This is a genomic window from Anaerocolumna chitinilytica, assembly GCF_014218355.1.
Lineage (GTDB): Bacteria > Bacillota > Clostridia > Lachnospirales > Lachnospiraceae > Anaerocolumna > Anaerocolumna chitinilytica.
On the sequence record NZ_AP023368.1, the window covers coordinates 872,464 to 892,096 of the forward strand.

Here is a 19,633-nt window from a genome sequence, read left to right on the forward strand (position 1 = left end):
TAAATTCTTACTAGTTACTATAATCAATGTGTTATCCGGTGGTTTTTATTATAAAGTAATGATAGGCCCATTTGGGACATTGTAAAAGATGCAATTGATGAATTTGGATAAATATAGTAAAATAAGAGTAGCTCGTATTATCCTACATAATATTATGATAATCTCTGTAAATATAGTAGAGAAATGGTTTGGATACTAAATATTTCGTAAAGAAAAGGAGCACAAACATGAATTACGGTTATTTTGATGAAGCACAGAGAGAATACGTTATCACAAGACCGGATACTCCGGCACCCTGGGCTAATTATCTGGGATCTCCGGAATATGGAGCAATTATCTCCAATAATGCAGGGGGCTATAGCTTTGTAAAGAGCGGTGCCAATGGAAGAATTTTAAGATATCATTTTAACAGTGATGACACTCCGGGGAGATATCTCTATCTAAGAGATGATGTATCCGGTGATTATTGGTCTGCTTCCTGGCAGCCCGTAGGAAAAGACCTGAATGTCTATAAGAATGAATGCCGTCATGGTATGTCTTATACTCGGATTACGGCAGAGTATGAAGATATTCAGAGTGAGGCCCTCTATTATGTACCCCTTCATAAAACTTATGAGGTATGGAGACTTAAGGTTAAGAATAATTCTGAAAAGGATAGAAAGATTTCAGCTTTTGGATACGCAGAATTTACCAATGACAGTAATTATGAGCAGGATCAGATTAATCTGCAATATACCTTATTCATTACAAGAACGTATTTTAAAAAGAATAAAATACTACAGACTATAAATCAGAATGTGGAGAAGAATGAGGAGGGTTCCAACGGACAAGAACGCTTCTTTGGCTGTGCAGGTGCAGAAGTAACCTCCTTTAACGGAGATAAAGCCGCTTTTCTTGGTGCTTATCGCAGTTATAGTAATCCTATTGCTGTAGAAAGAGGGCATTGTGATAATGTTTTGAATTATAATTCCAATGGCTGTGCTGCCCTTCAATCAAGCATTTGTTTAAAACCCGGCGAAACGAAAGAAATAGTATATATCCTAGGCAGGCACAACGACAAAGACTCGGATAAGATATTAGAAAGTTACCAAGACCTGAGTATTATAGAGAAGGAATTGCAGGAATTAAAGAATTACTGGCACGGAAAGCTGGAGCATTTCCAGGTCAACACTCCCAGCAAGGAATTTAATAGTATGATTAATACCTGGAATGCTTACCAGTGTTTCATTACCTTTATCTGGTCGAGAGCAGCTTCTTTTGTATACTGCGGGCAAAGAAATGGTTATGGCTACCGGGATACAGTTCAGGATATACAAGGAATCATACATCTCGATGCCCCAATGGCAAAAGAACGAATCCGTTTCATGCTATCTGCCCAGGTAGATAACGGGGGAGGGCTGCCGCTGGTAAAATATGACCATAACCCGGGACATGAGGATACGCCTGATGATTATTCCTATGTACAAGCTACAGGGCACCCCGCTTACAGGGCAGATGATGCCTTATGGCTCTTTCCTACGATATTAAAATATATCGGTGAGACAGGTGATTCCGGCTTTCTAGAAGAAGTGATTCCATATGCGAATAAAGAGGCGGATACTGTTTATGATCATCTAAAAAGAGCCATCCGGTTTTCTCTGGAAAGGCTTGGCGACCATAGGATGCCGGCAGGTCTCCATGCGGACTGGAATGACTGTTTAAGACTTGGCAAGAAAGGGGAATCCACCTTTGTTGCTCTACAGCTGTATTATGCTATGAGCATTATGATAAGCCTGGCAGAAAGCAGAAAGGACATCGAATATGCAGAACATATGAAAGGTGTTCAAAAGGAGCTGTATGAAATCATCCAGAACCTTTGCTGGGAAGATGACCGGTTTATCCGTGGAATCAAGGAAGACGGGCAGGTGATAGGTTCCAAGCAGAACAAGGAAGCAAGTATGTGGCTGAATCCTCAATCCTGGGCAGTCATCAGCGGTTTGGCGGATAAGCAGCAGGCAGAAGCAGCCTTGGAATCGGTGCATCGTGAATTAAATACACCCTTTGGTGTTAGGCTAATGGCCCCTTCCTTTGCAGACCATGCTTTCCCGGGTGCACTTGCCATTCTTTTTAATCCGTCCACAAAAGAAAACGGCGGAATATTTTCACAGCCTCAGGGCTGGATAATTCTTGCTGAAAGCCTTATGGGGCATGGAAACCGTGCTTTTGAATATTTTAAAGAAAGTTCTCCGGCTATGTTAAATGACCGGGCAGAAATAAGGGTTCTGGAGCCTTATGTGCACGGTCAGTTTACGGAGAGTACGGAGAGCCCGTTTGAAGGCCGTTCCCATGTACACTGGCTTACAGGAACCGCCTCCACTGTTATGGTTGGTTGTGTGGAAGGAATTCTTGGAATGAGACCGGATCTGAATGGACTTCGAGTTGCTCCCTCCATTCCCTCTGAATGGAAGGAACTTACCATGAAAAAGATATTCCGCGGAAAATGTTTAAACATAAGGATTGAAAACAAAGACGGAGCAGAAAGCGGGTTCAGGGAAATGTATCTGAATGGAGAAAGGCTGACGGATAATTATATTTCAGAAGCAGAAATGAAAGAAGAGAATGAAATATTGCTGGTTATGTGATAATACTTTATAAATGAAAGAAAGTGTCTGTCAAACAGAAGGTAATGGAAGGTATATTCTTCATAACCGCTATTTGCATCAGACACTTTCATTTTTGGATAATAACTCCAAACGGTATCGCTCAAGCTCCCTTGTGATTTCGCTGTCTATGGGCTGCTCTTTGTAGAGCTCTATCATTTTTCCTATAATAAGTTCTTTGTTTTCAGTACTTAATCTATCAAAATAACGCAGTATCTTTCGGTGCTCGCTGGTCAGGGTGCTCGTCTGATAATTCGTTGCTTCATTCAGGTTGTTTTGTGAGAGAGTATCCGGAGAATTACTTCCTTCGCTAAGCCCTAGCAAAAAGTCTGTGGAAACATAAAAGAATTTCGCCAGAGACAACAGAGTATCAACGGTCGGCAGTTTCTTGCCGCTTTCATAATATGCGATAGTACTCTGGGTAAGATTCAATTTATGTGCCAAATCCTTCTGGGTTAATCCTTTGAGTTCTCTTAGCTCCTTTAATCTTACATCGAACAATTCTACACCCCCTAACGTTTGTTATTATATAATAAGTTTTAGCAATTATGTAAAAATATAACTAAAGCAAATAATCATATTGACAAATATGACTAATAGTCATATAATAATAAATGTAACAAGCAACAAGCTGGATTTTTGTAGGAGAATTTAGCTTACAGGTTATCATACAAGGTACTATTGATAAAATACCGCAATTATTAGATACTATTCCCCTCAAAGTAATTTTCTTTAATCGGATTTTATCGCTGGTACACAAAAGGTAAGCCTGATCAAGAAAGTCTGCAAGTATAAGAAATTAACTTGCAGACTTTTTGCTGTGTATCTTTCTGGAATTCATACAGCTTTCTATCATTCGAAAGAAAGGGAACTAAGCTAAAATTAACAAAGAAAAAAGCCTGGACTAATAAGAAAAACATAGTGGATTGATAAATATATTAGATGAACTTATAACTATGATTAGTATAAAAATGCCTAATCAGGGCTTCAAATTGCGATTTTTCTATTGCGAATCTAATTTTGTAAGTTATAATAAGAAGAGTAAGACAAGTTGACTTTCAATTTTTAAGTAGTAACGAACTATGTGATAAGAACACAGATAGGAGCCGTATATGGAAAAATTAGAAATGCTTTATGAAGGTAAAGCTAAGAAAGTTTATAAAACAGCACAGGAAGATGTTTATATTGTTGATTATAAAGACGATGCTACTGCATTTAATGGCTTAAAAAAAGGAACCATAGTCGGAAAAGGCGTTATTAATAACCGCATGTCCAACCATATGTTTAAACTGCTGGAAAATGAAGGTGTTCCAACTCACTATATCGAAGAATTAAGCGACAGGGAAACTGCTGTTAAGAAAGTTGAAATTGTTCCTTTGGAAGTTATTATACGTAATGTATCTGCAGGCAGTTTTTCAAAGAAGTTAGGAATGGAAGAAGGTATTAAATTACTTGCTCCCACCCTGGAATTCAGTTATAAAAATGATGATCTGGGTGACCCTATGATTAATGATTATTATGCAATTGCTTTAGGTCTTGCTACAAGAGAAGAGATTGACAAGATTTCAAAGATGGCATTTAAGGTAAATGAAGTTCTTTGCAAGTATTTTGAGGAATGCGGCATTGAATTAATAGATTTTAAGATTGAGTTCGGCAGGAGCAAAGGGGAAGTTATCCTGGCTGATGAGATATCACCGGATACTTGCAGACTTTGGGACATCAGAACCCATGAAAAACTGGATAAAGATCGTTTCAGAAGAGATATGGGCGGGGTAGAAGATGCCTATGCCGAAGTATTAAAGAGAATCGGTCTGGCGTAAGAGTAATCAAGGGTTGCTGCAGGAATAGTAATAAGTACATCTCGTACTGATTTTGCAGCAGCCTTTCTTCATTCGATGGAACAGATACTATAGGTATCTAAAGTGATAGTAGAAAGGATTATAGATGGATAATAACACACAAATTGATACCTGGATATCGGACGAAATTCACGAGGAATGTGGAGTTTTCGGAATCTATGATTTTGATGGTAATGATATTGCTTCTTCCATATATTACGGCTTGTTTGCCCTGCAGCACAGAGGGCAGGAGAGCTGTGGTATTGCTGTCAGCGATACCAGCGGACCAAAGGGAAGTGTAAAGTCCTATAAAGGAATGGGACTGGTAAATGAAGTTTTTACCCCGGAGAGTATAGAAAATCTAACGGGTAATATCGGTGTGGGACATGTACGCTATTCTACCGCCGGAGCCAGTAACAGAGAGAATACCCAGCCTTTGGTATTAAATTATGTCAAGGGCACCCTGGCGCTGGCACATAATGGGAATCTGGTCAATGCACCGGAATTAAAAGCAAAGCTGGCATATACCGGAGCTATTTTTCAGACTACCATTGACTCGGAAGTAATTGCCTATCTGATAGCGAGAGAGAGACTTCAGACCAGGAGTGTAGAGGAAGCGGTTAAGAATGCAATGTTAAAATTAAAGGGAGCCTACTCCCTTGTTATTATGAGCCCCAGAAAGCTTATCGGAGCCAGGGACCCCTTTGGATTCAGACCTCTTTGTATCGGCAAGAGAGGGAATTCCTACGTATTGGCTTCCGAAAGTGCGGCACTTGATACGGTTGGTGCAGATTTTGTAAGGGATGTTGAGCCCGGAGAAGTCGTTATGATAAATAAAGATGGTATTCATTCCGATATGTCCATGGTACAGCCAAGAAAGGCAAAGTGTATATTTGAATATATCTACTTTGCAAGACCGGACAGTTGCCTGGACTCCGTCAGCGTATACAATTCCAGAATTATGGCAGGAAGAATATTAGCTCAGACCTACCCTGTGGAAGCAGACATTGTAGTCGGTGTACCGGATTCCGGTAATGCAGCAGCTTACGGATATTCTCTTGAATCAGGGATACAGCTTGCCACTGCCTTTGTAAAGAACAGCTATGTGGGCAGAACCTTTATCAAGCCCAAGCAGTCTATGAGAGAGTCCAGTGTAAAGATAAAGCTCAATGTATTAAAGGACGTAGTTAAGGGAAAGCGCGTTATTATGATAGATGACTCTATTGTCCGGGGAACTACCAGTGAACGCATTGTACGAATGTTAAAGAGTGCAGGGGCAAAAGAAGTTCATGTTAGAATAAGCTCACCTCCTTTTCTCTATCCCTGTTATTTTGGAACCGATGTACCCTCTGATGATCAGTTAATCGCTCACAATAATACGGTAGAAAAAATCAGAGATATGATAGGAGCAGATTCCTTGGGATATCTGGGAGTTGACAGGTTAAGTGAGTTAATAGAAGGAGACAAAGGCTATTGCGATGCCTGCTTTACCGGGAATTACCCGATCGAACCGCCAAAAGAGGATATTCGGGGCGATTATGAAAGATAAAGAATAGCAAAAATCAGACTTGCTTTTCTGTCAGTTATTAAGGATAATAGGATAGGAAAGAAAAAGGGGAGTGCAGGAAGAAAAATAGAACTTTTATCCTGCAGTCCCTTGTTTGGGGATAGAGAAATCCATATCACAATAGATACGTTAAAAACCGTACAGTTACAGGAGGCAGTAATGAGTAATGATAAATATGTAAGCCCTATGTCAGAAAGATATGCCAGTAAAAGGATGCAGTATATTTTTTCTCCGGATATGAAGTTTCGAACCTGGAGAAAGTTATGGGTAGCACTTGCAGAAGCAGAGATGGAGCTGGGACTTCCCGTTACGAAAGAGCAGATAGATGAACTTAAAAAATATCAGGATGATATCAACTATGATGTAGCAAGAGAAAGAGAAGCACTGGTACGTCATGATGTTATGTCCCATGTCTATGCTTATGGTGTTCAGTGTGAGAAGGCGAAGGGAATTATTCATCTAGGAGCCACCTCCTGCTATGTCGGAGATAATACCGATATAATTGTAATGACAGAGGCTTTGAAAGAAATCCGCACGAAGCTCTTAAATGTAATGGATAAGTTAAAGGATTTTGCCTATGAATACAGAGATTTACCAACTCTTGCCTTTACTCATTTTCAGCCGGCTCAGCCTACTACCGTAGGAAAGAGAGCTGCCCTTTGGCTGATGGAATTAAAACTGGATTTTGATGATGTGGAATATATAATCGATTCCATGAGATTACTTGGTTCCAAAGGCACAACCGGAACCCAGGCAAGCTTCTTGGAACTCTTTGAAGGTGATCATGAAAAAGTAAAAGAACTGGATAAAAGAATTGCAAGAAAGATGGGATATGTGGATTGTTATCCGGTGTCCGGACAGACTTATTCCAGAAAAGTGGACACGAGAGTGTTGAATATACTGGCAGGTATTGCCGCCAGTGCTCACAAGTTCTCCAATGATATCAGACTTTTACAGCATTTAAAGGAAATTGAGGAGCCTTTTGAAAAGAACCAGATAGGATCTTCTGCAATGGCATATAAGAGAAATCCCATGAGAAGTGAGCGTATCGCTTCCCTTGCTAATTATGTTATCTGTGATGCCTTAAATCCTGCTATCACCTCTTCTACCCAGTGGTTTGAGAGAACGCTGGATGATTCTGCCAATAAACGTATCAGTGTACCGGAAGCCTTTCTGGCAGTGGATGGTATCCTGGATCTGTATTTGAATGTAGTAGACGGACTGGTGGTATATCCCAAGGTTATCGAAAAGCACTTGCTGGCAGAGCTTCCCTTTATGGCCACAGAAAATATCATGATGGATGCCGTAAAAGCGGGCGGTGACAGACAGGAGCTGCATGAGAAGATTCGTACTCTGTCCATGGAAGCCGGAAGAAATGTAAAGGAAAAAGGGCTGGAGAATAATCTTCTGGAATTAATCGCAGCAGACCCTTCCTTTAATCTGACCTTGGAGGAGTTGAAGAACACCATGGAACCCAAGAAATATATCGGGCGTTCCAAAGAACAGGTAGAGGAATTTATAGAGGAAGTAATAAAACCGATACTGGATGAAAATAAAGAATATCTTGGAATTACAGCAGATATTAAAGTTTGATGCAAATAAAAACAGAATTCTTATGATTTTACCATAAAAAGACACGGCAAGCTGGAAAAGAACTCTTCCTGCTTGTCGTGTCCTTTTTGATTGAAAGAGAACTATATTGTTATTTAGTTCTAATAAATCCAAATTTAAACTGTCATACTTTAAATTATTAAAATAATGGATATAATTGGAACAATAACGGGAATTTCAAAAAGATAATTCGCAAATAAGTACCTTAAGACGCATTTTCTTACTTTTATTAATAATTACACTAAAAGTTAAAAAATTACAATTGCAGTAATGAAAAAACAATGCTAAGATATGGAAAATATTATGGAGTGAATTGACAGCAAGGTGAGGCTGTTTTTGTTAAAAGGTATAGATAGTTTGATATAAACCTGGCACATTTTCCGATATGAGCCTGGCTTATATAAAGATTAACAGGGGGAGGGGAGAAGATGAATCATTGTCCAAATGATTCTTAATAAGTTGGACAAGCAGTTAATATACTTTGTTTAACTTATGGAAGCAAAAATAATGTAAAAGGGGTATTTACTATGAAAAGGATAATGAAAAACGTGTTTGCAAGACGATTTACAGCCATCTTTATGGCGGCCGTTTTGGTAGCAGGTATGTTAACAGCCGGACTGATTCCTGCGCAGAAGGCTCAGGCAGCTGCTATTAGTTCATCCAGTTTCTTAAAGGCAAACGGAAAGCAGCTTCGTAACAACTATGGTAACGGCGATGTTGTAACCTTAAGAGGAACCAATGCCGGCGGTTATTTACTGCAGGAGTTCTGGATGTGCCCAACCAGCTATAGTACCGGTACCTATACGGTGAATTGTGAAATGGACATATATAAGACCTTAACCTCCAGATTCGGCGAAGCTAAAATGAGGGATTTAATCAAGGTCTACCAGGATAACTATTGGACAACACAAGATTTTGACAACTGCCAGGCTTTAGGAATTAATTGCATTCGCTTGCCTATGTGGTTTATGAATTTTGTTGATTTTAACGGCAATTATATAAGCAATGCTTTTGACCGTATTGATTGGTTCCTGCAGGAAGCCGGTAAGAGAGGCATCTATGTAATCTTAGATATGCATGGCGCTCCGGGTTCACAAAACGGAAGTGACCATAGTGGTATTGATGGTGGAAACAGTAAAGTTACAGCCTCCCAGTTCTTCTTTGGAAACAATGCTAACAGTAATCAGCAGAAATATTATGATTTATGGTATAAGATAGCACAGCGTTATAAGGACAATCCTGTAGTTGCAGGCTATGATTTATTAAATGAGCCTTATTGCACCTATCGTTATAACTCCGGTTATAGTGATGATTATCTGCATTCCTTATTGTGGGGGATTTATAACAATGCTTATAATGTAATCCGTTCTGTAGACACCAATCATGTTGTTATCATGGAAGCTACCTGGAATCCTTCTGATTTACCGAATCCTTCTGATTATAACTGGTCCAATGTTATGTATGAATACCATAATTATCTTTATGATGACTATGATAATGCAGCCGGCAAGCAGATTACTAATATGCAGGATAAGCTAAGTCTAATCAGCAGCAAGAATTACAATGTTCCCAGTTACATGGGAGAATTCTCATATTTTAACAGCGTATCAGCTTGGCAGCAAGGGCTTCAACTATTAAATGATGCAGGTATCAACTGGACTACCTGGACTTATAAAGTTACTGGAAGCAACAATAACTGGGGGCTTTATAACCAGAATGTTTCCGCTACGAATGTGGCAACAGATTCTGAGGCTAGCATTCGTTCAAAGTGGGCACAGGTTGGCAGTTCAACCATCAATAGTAATCTTGTAAATGGTATTAAGAGTTACTTTACCGCAAACCCATCACCCTCTACAATCCCTACAGGAGATTGTTACATTGTTGCAAATGCAAATAGTAAAGTGGTATGCGCTGACAATACAGGAAATGACCCTCTGATAGCTAACCGCAATGCAAACGGCGGAGCCTGGGAGACTTTCAATATTGTCGCTAACGGTGACGGAACTTACTCCTTCCTCTCAAGAGCGAATAATAAGTATGTGTGCGCAGTAATTGATGAAAGCAGTCAGCTCCTCGCCAGAAGTGCCACCATAAGCACCTGGGAGAAATTTTATATAACAAAAACAGCAAACGGCGCATATAATATCAAGGCCTATGCCAATAATCTCTATGTTATGGCTGACTTAAATAACAATGGTGTACTAAAAGCAGTAACAGCAACACCAAGCACCTGGGAATCTTTTAACATTTTAAAATAATAGGAGCAAAATTGAAATAAAAGAATAAAATAAGAGGCATCTGCTGCTTTATGTAAGCTGCAGATGCCTCTTATTTTCACCAAATATGGCAAATAACGTCATAAAAATATTCTCAAATAGCCTTGCATTTAATCCTTCCCCATCTTACAATAGTAATGTATGCATAAATCATAATTGGAAATTAAAGTATATCAATAGAAAGGAGCAGGTTATATGGAATTTAAACATGGAACAAACCGTATTTATCTGGAAGACGGTATGGGAAAGACAATAGCTGAGGTTACATTTCCTGACATTAACGAGAATTCAGTGGAGATTAATCATACCTTCGTGGATGACTCCCTAAGAGGACAAGGCATTGCAGGAAAGCTGATGGAAGAACTGGCAAAGAGGCTTCGTTCAGAGGGTAAGACTGCAGTACTTACCTGTTCCTATGCAATAAGCTGGTTTGAAAAGAATAGTGAAAATGCAGATTTAATAAGCAGGTAGAGTAAGATAGATGTCGTTAATTTGGGGATGTGCAGGTTTTAATCTGCAGATTATCTAATCTGCGGATGGAAGCCAGCATACCCAATTGTTGCAGGTAAGAAAAGAGGATGGGATGAACATACAAATCTTTGGGAAATCCAAATGTTTTGACACTAAAAAAGCAGAGAGATATTTCAAGGAAAGAAGGATCAAATACCAGATGATTGATTTAAGAAAACATGGCATGAGTCTGGGTGAATACAAAAGCGTGAAGGCAGCCATAGGCGGCATGAATAAGCTGATAGATGAACATTCCAAAGAATACGAAGACAATTATGTAAAATATTTGTCAGAGGAAATAGACAGGGAAGAAAAGCTTTTAGAAAATCAGGGGATGTTTCAGACTCCCATTGTTAGAAATGGCAGACAAGCAACCGTAGGCTATCAGCCGGATGTCTGGAAAGAGTGGGTTTAAACCATGGATATCAGCCTGGAATACTATAAGATATTTTATTATGTTGTGAAGACAGGAAGCTTTACTGCTGCGGCAGAGAAGCTTAATATATCACAGCCGGCGGTAAGTCAAGCTGTTAAATTACTGGAGAGGGAACTTGGAAGTAATATATTTTTACGTACCCAAAAAGGTGTGAGACTTACACCGGAAGGAGATTTGCTTTATTCTTATATTTCATCAGGTTATGAGACTATTCTGAAAGGAGAAGAAAGCTTACGGAAAGTATTGGATATGGAAAACGGAGAGATTCGAATCGGTGCCAGCGATATGACTCTGCAATACTATCTGCTCCCTTTTCTTGAGGAGTTCCACAAGAAATATCCGGGTATCAAAGTCAGCGTTACCAATGGTCCGACGCCGGAGACCTTGTCCTATCTTTATGAGGGTAAGATTGATTTTGGAATTGTAAGTGAACCTTTTACCGCGAAGACGGAAGTCACTTCCTGGAGAGTAAAAGAAATAAAGGATATCTTTGTAGCAGGAAGCAGTTTTCTTCCATTGGTACATAAAGAGCTTGAATATAAAGAACTGGAGGAACTTCCTATCATATGTCTGGAGGGTCTGACTAGTACCAGATCTTATGTGGATGGTATTCTTAAGAATAATGGAGTAGTGTTAAAACCGGAATTTGAACTGGCTACCAGCGACATGATCGTTCAGTTTTCTTTAAGAAATCTGGGAGTCGGTTCTGTAGTAAGGGATTTTGCAAAAGAATATCTGGATAGAGGGGAGCTCTTTGAGTTAAAGCTTAAAAGAGAGCTTCCGCCGCGACATTTTTGTATCGTTACAAGCTCAAAAAATCCAGTGGCAACGGCTGCAAAAAATCTCCTGTCTATGATGAAAGGCTAAAATTGGAGTATAGAATCCACCTATCTGAAAAAGTGCAAAGAAATAGAAAGGAAATGCAGTTACTAAAAAGCTGCAAAAAATATACGTATGAAGAGAATCGCAAAATTTGAAAAGATAAGTATAGAACAATTTATAAAAGATTGGGAAGATACGTTTCCTGAAAACGGGAAGACTTCCCTTGAAAGAAGAGAAGAGATAACTAGGATTTATGAAAGCATTGAACTGCCAAAACGTGCGACTGCAGGTTCTGCAGGCTATGATTTTTACAGTCCGTTAAGCTTTTCCCTTGCTCCCAGAGAAGGAATAAAGATACCGACCGGTATCAGAGTATCCATGGAAGAGGGGTGGGTGTTAAAGTGTTATCCCAGAAGCGGACTTGGTTTTAAATTCCGCCTTCAGATGAATAATACCGTCGGCATCATTGACAGCGATTATTATTACTCAGATAACGAAGGACACATCTTTGCCAAGGTTACGAATGATTCCAATGAAGGTAAGACGGCGGAAGTAAAGGCATGGACCGGTTTTATGCAGGGGATTTTTGTAGAATACGGAATTACTTTTGACGACGAATGCGAGGAGATACGTAACGGTGGTTTTGGCAGTACCTCAAAACAGTAAATCTTGTAAGAAACGGAGATAGGTTATGAACATTCTGGTTAGTGCTTGTCTTCTGGGGCTTAACTGCAGGTATAGCGGGGACGGCAAATATATAAAGGAGCTGGAAGAATTAAAAGGGAAAGTTCATCTAATACCGGTATGTCCGGAGCAGCTTGGCGGACTTCCTACCCCCAGAAACCCAGTGGAACTTAAGCTAGGAAAGGCCTTTGATAAGGAGGGTAGGGATTGTACGGAACAGTTTTGCAAAGGCGCTGAAGAAGTCTGTAAGTTGGCTGAATACTTTGAATGCACGGCTGCAATCCTAAAAGCCAACAGCCCATCCTGCGGCTATGGACAGATTTATGACGGCAGCTTTCAGGGTAAGCTCATTCAGGGAAATGGAATGACCGCAGAAATCCTTGCGAAAAGAGGCGTGAAAATCTTCTCTGAAAAGAATCTGGAAGAGCTAAAAGTTTGTATTGATGAAGAATCATAATGTAAGTTGGCAGATTGAAAAAGGTAATGTAACCGATAACAACTAAACATCGATAAAATTAATGCCCCTGACTGCTGGAGACTCCGCGTACAGGGGCATTTATAGTTGGATTAATTTTCAATAGAAATATTAACTTCTATAGGTATGTCATCTGCAAAAAGCTGTATACACAGTACTTGTCCGGTGCCCATTTTGAGAGACATATTATTTCCATGCATTACAGTAGGTGTTGATATGTCTATGGAAATTCCCAGCCCTGCAAAATGGGTGGCAGCATTGGCGGTTAACATATTTGTTAATTCGCCTAAAGCACTTTGTGCCATATCATCTAATTCATTAACCGGCATGCCCATCATCATACAAGAGGCTACTTTTTTAGCATTCTCTGTATCCATGGTATATACCACGCTGCCTCTGATTGCTCCTACAATCCCTACAATTATTATTACCCCTGAACTTTGTAATTCTTTCCCCTTAACGCTTAATCCACCCTTGTTCACAGTCTGAAAACCCAACTGGGGGATTACAGATGCAAAAGCGCTTATAAAGGGATTAATATGATTTACGTCCATTTTCCTCACCTCATGAAAGCCCGATACTAATCAAAATCTGCCGGAATTATTATGCTATGCTATAATTACTGCATACGGAAGTTGAACTTACTCAATCTTCCCTTAATAGAGTATACAACAATTACAATTATAATGATAATATCATATAAATCGACAAAAGTCACTGTGAATATCTTTTTCCTTTTTGAAGCAGTATAATATATAAAATAATTTAAGTGAGAGGTGGAGTTTTGAGACGTATTGTTACTTTTGTTTTTCTTTTCTCGTTCTTAATGGTTCAGAATGGCTGCAGTATAAAGCAAAGTTCTGCCAAGGAATCTTACTTAGACGGAATTGTAATGGCAGACAAGGAAGGCAGCTTTATGATAGCATTCTCAGGAAAAGAAGGTATATTGTCTCCCTTTGAGCCTGTTTCGGTTTTTTATAAGAATGTGAAGGAGAGCTTCCCCAGGGGTACACTAATTAGGATAACCTATGATGGTACGGTAAGAGAATCCTATCCGGTGCAAGTTACAGCGAAAGATATTACTGTGATACAAGAAGTCAAGGATAACTGGCCGCCTACTATGCAGATTGATAGTACCTATTCACCCGAAGAAGCAATAGCTGACGGCTGCTATGTGGAAAATATAAACGGAAAAAATAATAATAATAAAAATCTGGAGGCAGCTGTACGCTTTTGGCAAAATGCAAGTCAAGGTATCTGTGCTTATCTAAGAAAGGTTACCTATACAACCGAAGGCGATCCGATAATCGCAGATATTATTTATGACGGAACAAAGTTCTATGCAGTAACAGATTCAACCAGGGATAGCTTTTTGGGTACCGGCAGTAGAATTTCCTCAAAGGAATATTCCTTTCTCAATACCTATGAAAAAGACGGTAAGAAGATTATTTACCTGGCAAATAAGGAGCAGGTAAGCCAGAAAGAATATGAGTCAGGATCTCTTGATACCTTACGGTTTATTTGGAGTAAGAAGTGGTATACTTTTCTCAGATAAATCATTAACTATTTTCATAAAGGAAATATAACTATATATTATGGACAGTATAAATAATATTGATTTTACTTATACCTTAACTATATGTATAATAAGAAAGTAATAAGGCATGGTAACTGGTTTGTTACATGCCTTATTTATATGTAATTTATAAACATGGACTGTGCTAAGGTTTAGGTATAGCAGAGCGAATTCACGGAGATATAAAGGAGGAAATTTACATGGTAAAAGCAATAGTAGGCGCTAATTGGGGCGACGAAGGCAAGGGAAAGATAACAGATATGCTGGGGCAGGAATCCGACATCATCGTAAGATTTCAGGGCGGCAGCAATGCAGGACATACCATTATTAACGAGTATGGTAAGTTTGCACTTCATCTCCTACCTTCAGGTGTTTTTTACAACCACACTACCTGTATTATCGGTAACGGAGTAGCTCTTAACATTCCATACCTTTTTAAAGAAGTAAAGTCCTTAACAGACAGGGGAGTACCGGAGCCAAAGCTTCTGGTATCAGACAGGGCGCAGATTATGATGCCTTATCATATCCTCTTTGATCAATATGAAGAAGAAAGACTGGGGGGTAAATCCTTTGGCTCCACCAAGTCAGGAATTGCTCCATTTTATTCCGATAAATATGCTAAAATAGGCTTTCAGGTATCAGAACTCTTTGACGAAGAAGCCTTGAAAGAAAAGGTGGAGAGGGTATGTGAAGCAAAGAATGTGCTTTTAGAGTATATGTATCACAAACCGGCCATCAATACAGAAGAATTACTTAAGACTCTTTTAGAATACAGAGATATGGTAGCACCTTATGTTTGTGATGTGTCTGCTTATCTATATGAAGCTATCAAAGCCGGAAAAAACATCTTATTAGAGGGGCAGCTGGGTGCTCTAAAAGACCCGGATTTTGGAATCTATCCTATGGTAACTTCCTCCTCCACTTTGGCAGCCTACGGTGCTATCGGAGCTGGAATACCTCCTTATGAAATAAAGGAAATCATAGCAGTAGCCAAGGCTTACTCCAGTGCAGTAGGTGCAGGGGAGTTCGTCAGTGAAATCTTTGGTGAGGAAGCTGATGAGCTTAGAAGAAGAGGCGGTGACGGCGGCGAGTACGGTGCAACTACCGGAAGACCCAGACGTATGGGCTGGTTTGATGCGGTTGCGACCAGATATGGCTGTAGAATGCAGGGAGCTACAGGGGTTGCTTTAACAGTACTTGATGTCCTTGGATACCTGGAAGAACTTCCGGTATGTGTAGGTTATGAAATAGACGGAGTGGTAACAAAGGATTTCCCTACCACTGTTAAGCTTGCCAAAGCAAAACCGGTGTATGAGAAGCTTCCCGGTTGGAAACAGGAAATCAGGGGAATTAAGAAATACGAAGATTTGCCGGAAAATTGCAGAAAATACATTGAATTCATCGAGAAAGAAATTGGAGTTCCGATTACGATGGTATCCAACGGACCGGGTAGAGATGAGATTATCTACCGCTAAATAAGGATGGGGATTGGAGGAAGTATGCTGGAAATACCGGAAAGCAGTACCATTGCCTTGCAGTTGAATGAAGCCGTTCAGGGTAAAGTTATCAAATTGGTGGAAGCGAATAAATCTCCTCATAAGTTTGCATGGTATTTTGGTGACCCGGAGGACTATAACAGTCTGCTTGCAGGAAAGAAAATCGGGACCTCCTTTGCCAGAGGAGGAATGGTTGAAATAGAAGCAGGGGATTGCAGGATTGTTCTTGGAGACGGAGCAGCACTCAGGTTCTACGGTGACAGCAGGGATGTGCCGAAAAAGAATCAGCTTTATATTGAATTTACAGACAAATCAGCTCTTGCGGCAACCATTCAAATGTATGGAGGTCTATGGGCATTCAAGGAAGGTCAAAATGATAATCCTTATTACCTGGGTTCCTGTGAAAAGCCATCACCTCTAAGTCATGAATTTTCTTATGAGTATTTTAAAGGACTTAATAATGAAGCCTTACAGAATAAGTCAGTGAAAGCATTTCTTGCCACGGAGCAGAGAATTCCGGGGGTTGGAAATGGAGTAATCCAAGACATTCTATTTAAGGCAGGGTTTCACCCTAAGCGTAAAATGAATTCCCTTACGGAAGAAGATATGAGTAATCTATATCAAACCTTAAAGGAAGTACTGAAAGAAATGACAGAGAACGGCGGCAGAGATACGGAAAAAGATTTGTATGGAAACAAAGGCGGTTATATGACATACTTAAGTAAGAACACCTATGGTGAGCCTTGTACGAAGTGTGGTTACCTGATTCATAAAGAGAATTTTCTTGGAGGTACCATCTATTTTTGTGAGCATTGCCAAAGTTAAGAATAATCCAATCTATAACCTAACCTATTATGATGAATGAAGGGTTGAATAAAATAGCTCCGGGTGCATATGACAAGTCATAGTGCCCGGAGCTTTATTGTTTTGTGTTATTGCTCCCAGATATTTTTCATTTGGTAACATTGACAGGAAACAGTGCAGCTTCCTTTTATGATTAAACTCATGTGTTCAGATGACATAGCATAACTTGCCGTAACGCTGTCCTCAAAACATAATTCCACGGTTGTAGTATCGATTAATACAGTAAATTGCAGAGATTCCCTATCTAACAACACACTGCGGCCATTTTCAAACAAAAGTTTTCGCTCCGATGCCTGGTAATGAATCGTATGTGCGCCGACCCGGATAGAAAGCATATCTGTGCAGGAGGATAAATCAATTACATATTGAGCAGGAGTAACAATTTCAATTGAAGTCTCAGCCGTCTGTTGAAAATTATTTTCAAAGAGCAGCTCTTGCCGTAACTGCTCTATCTGCTGAATTGGAGCACGGCATACACGAAGGCCGTCTCTGCCCTTTCTTAAGGTGATTTCACAAGGTATTGTCATACACTGAGAGAAGGGCATATTCTCGTAACCTAAGTCTTCTCCGGTACCACCCATTCCCCGTACCCAGCTGATATGTATGCGTTTACCCTCCGGCTGATGGCTCCAGGTCTGTCCAGCATAGGAGGCATTTCCATAGTCCAGAGGATTAAATTGTCCGGATTCAGTAAAGTGGTATCCATCAAAGTCTCCTACTCTTGCCATACAGTCAGCTCCGTACAGCACCCATTTTACTTCATCGGTACCTTCAACGGTTAAGGGGAAAATATCAGGGCATTCGTACAGGTCATCATTTCTTGAAGTCAGTTTCCAATCATGAAAATTATCTGATACATAAAAAGATACACAATTCCTATTGTTTTCGTCGGTTTCATAAACTGCCATAACATAATGGTCATCATAGCGGAAAAGGCGGGGATCTCTCCAGCCATAGCCGCTTTGTGTCGGGACAGTTGCTTCATGGGAAAATAAATAAAAAGTATAACCTCCATCGGTACTGGCTGCTAAAAATTGACCGCCTGAAGGGTAGTCCCGTCCGTTTTTAATGTTTTGTGTACCTAAAGCGGTAAATGCCGCAATAATAGCATCTTTACCATAGCCCGCCCGATTCTCTGTATCTACAACAGCACTTCCGGAGGCTATGGACCAGTCCCTGCGCCAGGGCAGAATGGCATCATCTTTTTCCTCCCAATGCAGGAGGTCTTTGCTGATGGCATGCCCCCAGCAGATATTGACGCTGCCATGAGGAGTACCAAGGGGATTATGCTGGTAATACATATGATAAAGCCCGTCTTTGTAGAACAACCCGTTAGGATCGTTAAGCCAGCCTCTTTTACTGGAAAAGTGATACAAAGGACGAAGGGGTTCTCTGTATAGATTCGGATAAAGGGGATGTAGAGAACTGGCTTTTCCCCCGCTAACAATACGATTCAGTGCGGTTTCGGTTATTCCTTCCGGATCGGCTACCAGCAGCGTAAGTGTTTTATCTTTGTGCTGACTGACCTTTAAGTAGAAATATTCGCCTCCTTCGTCTGTCAGAGCCAGGCAGAAGCTGCGAACCAGCTCACCACCAGCCCAGATTTGCATATCGTTTCTCTTACCGCCTGGAATAATGGGAATGTGTAGATAATCATGTTCGCATAAGATGTCTCTTTTAATCATAAATTCTAACTCCTTTATATTTATTATTTATTGCTTATTATTAGGCAGGACTGAATTTCTCTCAATTAAAAATGGCTTAAAGCTGGTGGATGAAGGATATACCTCACTGTCAGAGGTTTCGTAAGACAAAATTTCCCTTACGATTACATTGGACAGTGCCTGAACGGGATGGCCGATGGCTGAGATATGGAGGAGCTGCAGCCAACGTTCATCATCAAAGGATAAGAAAGAGATATCTGAAGGTATCTGCATGGCCAGATCGGAAAGTACCTGATAAGTGATATAGCTTAAAGGCTCAGACACCGAGAAAACAGCGGTTGGTTTCTCTTTTAATAGTGCTTCCTTGATATTATGGTAGCTTGCCTCCTCTGTACTGCCGGTCAGGTCACTAAATTTTATGGGGGGAGTTAACTCTGATTCCTGATAAGCCTTTTCATAACCCTCCACACGGTTAATACCGCCAATCATGAGTATACGATTATGCCCATTAGAGAGCAGATGGCGGGTACCTAAATAGGAACCATAATTATCGTCAAAATAAAAGCTTGTAATATCCTCAAATGGATTAGAGATTAATTGAATAAACCGTATTGGTGAATGCTGTATTAAGGAATATAAGCGATTATGGTCAGCCGTTGAATGGATTAATGGTGTAAATATTATTACGTTTACTTGACCAGCTGCCAGAGATTGAATTATATTCCATTGTTTATCCGAATCACCGTCATCAAAGGAGATTAGAAGGTGATACCCATGAATGGCCAGCTCTGTTTCAATCCTGTGAGTAATCTTTAAAAACAGAGGATTGAATCCATGGGAAATAATTAAGCCGATAGTTTTCGTGTTTTTTTGGCGGAGACTGGATGCAATCCTATTCGGAGAATATCCCAGCTCTTTTGAAACATTCATGATTCGTTGGTAGGTTTCCGGTTTTATTTTGGCATCTCCACGAAAGGCTCTGGATACGGTTGTATGTGATACTCCTGCTAATTTAGCGACATCCTTACTGGTTATCATAAAAACTCCTGTTCTTTTAATAAAGTGGAAATTGATTGTTCTGGTAATAATTAGAGTATATACGTATATGAATTAAATGTCAACGTTGTCATAAAAAGAAGTAAATATCTATCATATAAATAAGTAAAAATGTTAAG

17 protein-coding genes are annotated in these 19,633 nt (G+C 39.9%); 13 read left to right on the top strand and 4 right to left on the bottom strand.

The genetic code is table 11. The annotated features are described in order from the left end of the window. Positions 1 to 227: 227 nt before the first annotated feature. Complete coding sequence (locus bsdcttw_RS03830; protein WP_185258090.1) at positions 228 to 2,621, top strand: GH36-type glycosyl hydrolase domain-containing protein; 2,394 nt, start codon at positions 228 to 230, stop codon at positions 2,619 to 2,621. A 78-nt stretch (positions 2,622 to 2,699) separates the two neighbouring features. On the opposite strand, the gene bsdcttw_RS03835 is transcribed toward bsdcttw_RS03830, so the two are convergent. Next, positions 2,700 to 3,140 (bottom strand): helix-turn-helix domain-containing protein, encoded by a 441-nt coding sequence (locus bsdcttw_RS03835; RefSeq protein ID WP_185258091.1) that lies wholly within the window; start codon positions 3,138 to 3,140, stop codon positions 2,700 to 2,702. A 611-nt stretch (positions 3,141 to 3,751) separates the two neighbouring features. On the opposite strand from bsdcttw_RS03835, the gene purC reads away from it, so the two are divergent. The 9 genes from purC (at position 3,752) to bsdcttw_RS03880 (ending at position 12,840) form a co-directional block, all read left to right on the top strand. After that, complete coding sequence (gene purC, locus bsdcttw_RS03840; RefSeq protein WP_185258092.1) at positions 3,752 to 4,459, top strand: phosphoribosylaminoimidazolesuccinocarboxamide synthase; 708 nt, start codon at positions 3,752 to 3,754, stop codon at positions 4,457 to 4,459. A 124-nt stretch (positions 4,460 to 4,583) separates the two neighbouring features. Beyond that, positions 4,584 to 6,026: an amidophosphoribosyltransferase gene (gene purF / locus bsdcttw_RS03845; RefSeq protein WP_185258093.1), complete on the top strand. Its 1,443-nt coding sequence runs from the start codon at positions 4,584 to 4,586 to the stop codon at positions 6,024 to 6,026. Between the two features lie 177 nt (positions 6,027 to 6,203). Beyond that, positions 6,204 to 7,637, top strand: a complete 1,434-nt coding sequence (purB, locus tag bsdcttw_RS03850; RefSeq protein ID WP_185258094.1) for an adenylosuccinate lyase — start codon at positions 6,204 to 6,206, stop codon at positions 7,635 to 7,637. A 545-nt stretch (positions 7,638 to 8,182) separates the two neighbouring features. Then, the gene (locus bsdcttw_RS03855; protein ID WP_185258095.1) at positions 8,183 to 9,913 is read left to right on the top strand and encodes a cellulase family glycosylhydrolase; all 1,731 of its coding nucleotides are present in this window, start codon (positions 8,183 to 8,185) and stop codon (positions 9,911 to 9,913) included. A gap of 213 nt (positions 9,914 to 10,126) precedes the next feature. Continuing rightward, positions 10,127 to 10,402 (top strand): GNAT family N-acetyltransferase, encoded by a 276-nt coding sequence (locus tag bsdcttw_RS03860; protein ID WP_185258096.1) that lies wholly within the window; start codon positions 10,127 to 10,129, stop codon positions 10,400 to 10,402. 112 nt (positions 10,403 to 10,514) lie between these two features. Further along, positions 10,515 to 10,856: an arsenate reductase family protein gene (locus bsdcttw_RS03865; RefSeq protein WP_185258097.1), complete on the top strand. Its 342-nt coding sequence runs from the start codon at positions 10,515 to 10,517 to the stop codon at positions 10,854 to 10,856. A gap of 3 nt (positions 10,857 to 10,859) precedes the next feature. Beyond that, positions 10,860 to 11,744 carry a LysR family transcriptional regulator gene (locus tag bsdcttw_RS03870; RefSeq protein ID WP_185258098.1) on the top strand — a complete coding sequence of 295 codons (885 nt, stop codon included), beginning with the start codon at positions 10,860 to 10,862 and terminating at the stop codon, positions 11,742 to 11,744. 87 nt (positions 11,745 to 11,831) lie between these two features. After that, positions 11,832 to 12,365, top strand: a complete 534-nt coding sequence (locus bsdcttw_RS03875; RefSeq protein WP_185258099.1) for a dCTP deaminase/dUTPase family protein — start codon at positions 11,832 to 11,834, stop codon at positions 12,363 to 12,365. Positions 12,366 to 12,390: 25 nt separating this feature from the next. Beyond that, positions 12,391 to 12,840 (top strand): DUF523 domain-containing protein, encoded by a 450-nt coding sequence (locus tag bsdcttw_RS03880; RefSeq protein ID WP_185258100.1) that lies wholly within the window; start codon positions 12,391 to 12,393, stop codon positions 12,838 to 12,840. Positions 12,841 to 12,950: 110 nt separating this feature from the next. Here bsdcttw_RS03880 and bsdcttw_RS03885 read toward each other — a convergent pair whose 3' ends face one another. Beyond that, the gene (locus tag bsdcttw_RS03885) at positions 12,951 to 13,412 is read right to left on the bottom strand and encodes a chemotaxis protein CheX (protein WP_185258101.1); all 462 of its coding nucleotides are present in this window, start codon (positions 13,410 to 13,412) and stop codon (positions 12,951 to 12,953) included. 230 nt (positions 13,413 to 13,642) lie between these two features. Here bsdcttw_RS03885 and bsdcttw_RS03890 point away from each other — a divergent pair, with 230 nt between their 5' ends. The 3 genes from bsdcttw_RS03890 (at position 13,643) to bsdcttw_RS03900 (ending at position 16,755) form a co-directional block, all read left to right on the top strand. Further along, positions 13,643 to 14,413 carry a DUF4362 domain-containing protein gene (locus bsdcttw_RS03890; RefSeq protein WP_185258102.1) on the top strand — a complete coding sequence of 257 codons (771 nt, stop codon included), beginning with the start codon at positions 13,643 to 13,645 and terminating at the stop codon, positions 14,411 to 14,413. A gap of 221 nt (positions 14,414 to 14,634) precedes the next feature. After that, on the top strand, positions 14,635 to 15,909 hold the full coding sequence (locus tag bsdcttw_RS03895; RefSeq protein ID WP_185258103.1) for an adenylosuccinate synthase: 1,275 nt from the start codon (positions 14,635 to 14,637) through the stop codon (positions 15,907 to 15,909). Positions 15,910 to 15,933: 24 nt separating this feature from the next. After that, entirely contained in the window at positions 15,934 to 16,755 is an 822-nt protein-coding gene (locus bsdcttw_RS03900) for an endonuclease VIII (protein WP_185258104.1), read from the top strand. 107 nt (positions 16,756 to 16,862) lie between these two features. Here bsdcttw_RS03900 and bsdcttw_RS03905 read toward each other — a convergent pair whose 3' ends face one another. Continuing rightward, positions 16,863 to 18,479 (bottom strand): glycoside hydrolase family 32 protein, encoded by a 1,617-nt coding sequence (locus tag bsdcttw_RS03905; RefSeq protein WP_185258105.1) that lies wholly within the window; start codon positions 18,477 to 18,479, stop codon positions 16,863 to 16,865. Between the two features lie 27 nt (positions 18,480 to 18,506). Continuing rightward, a complete protein-coding gene (locus bsdcttw_RS03910) occupies positions 18,507 to 19,496 on the bottom strand; it encodes a LacI family DNA-binding transcriptional regulator (RefSeq protein WP_185258106.1) in 990 nt (329 codons plus the stop codon). Positions 19,497 to 19,633 lie beyond the last annotated feature (137 nt).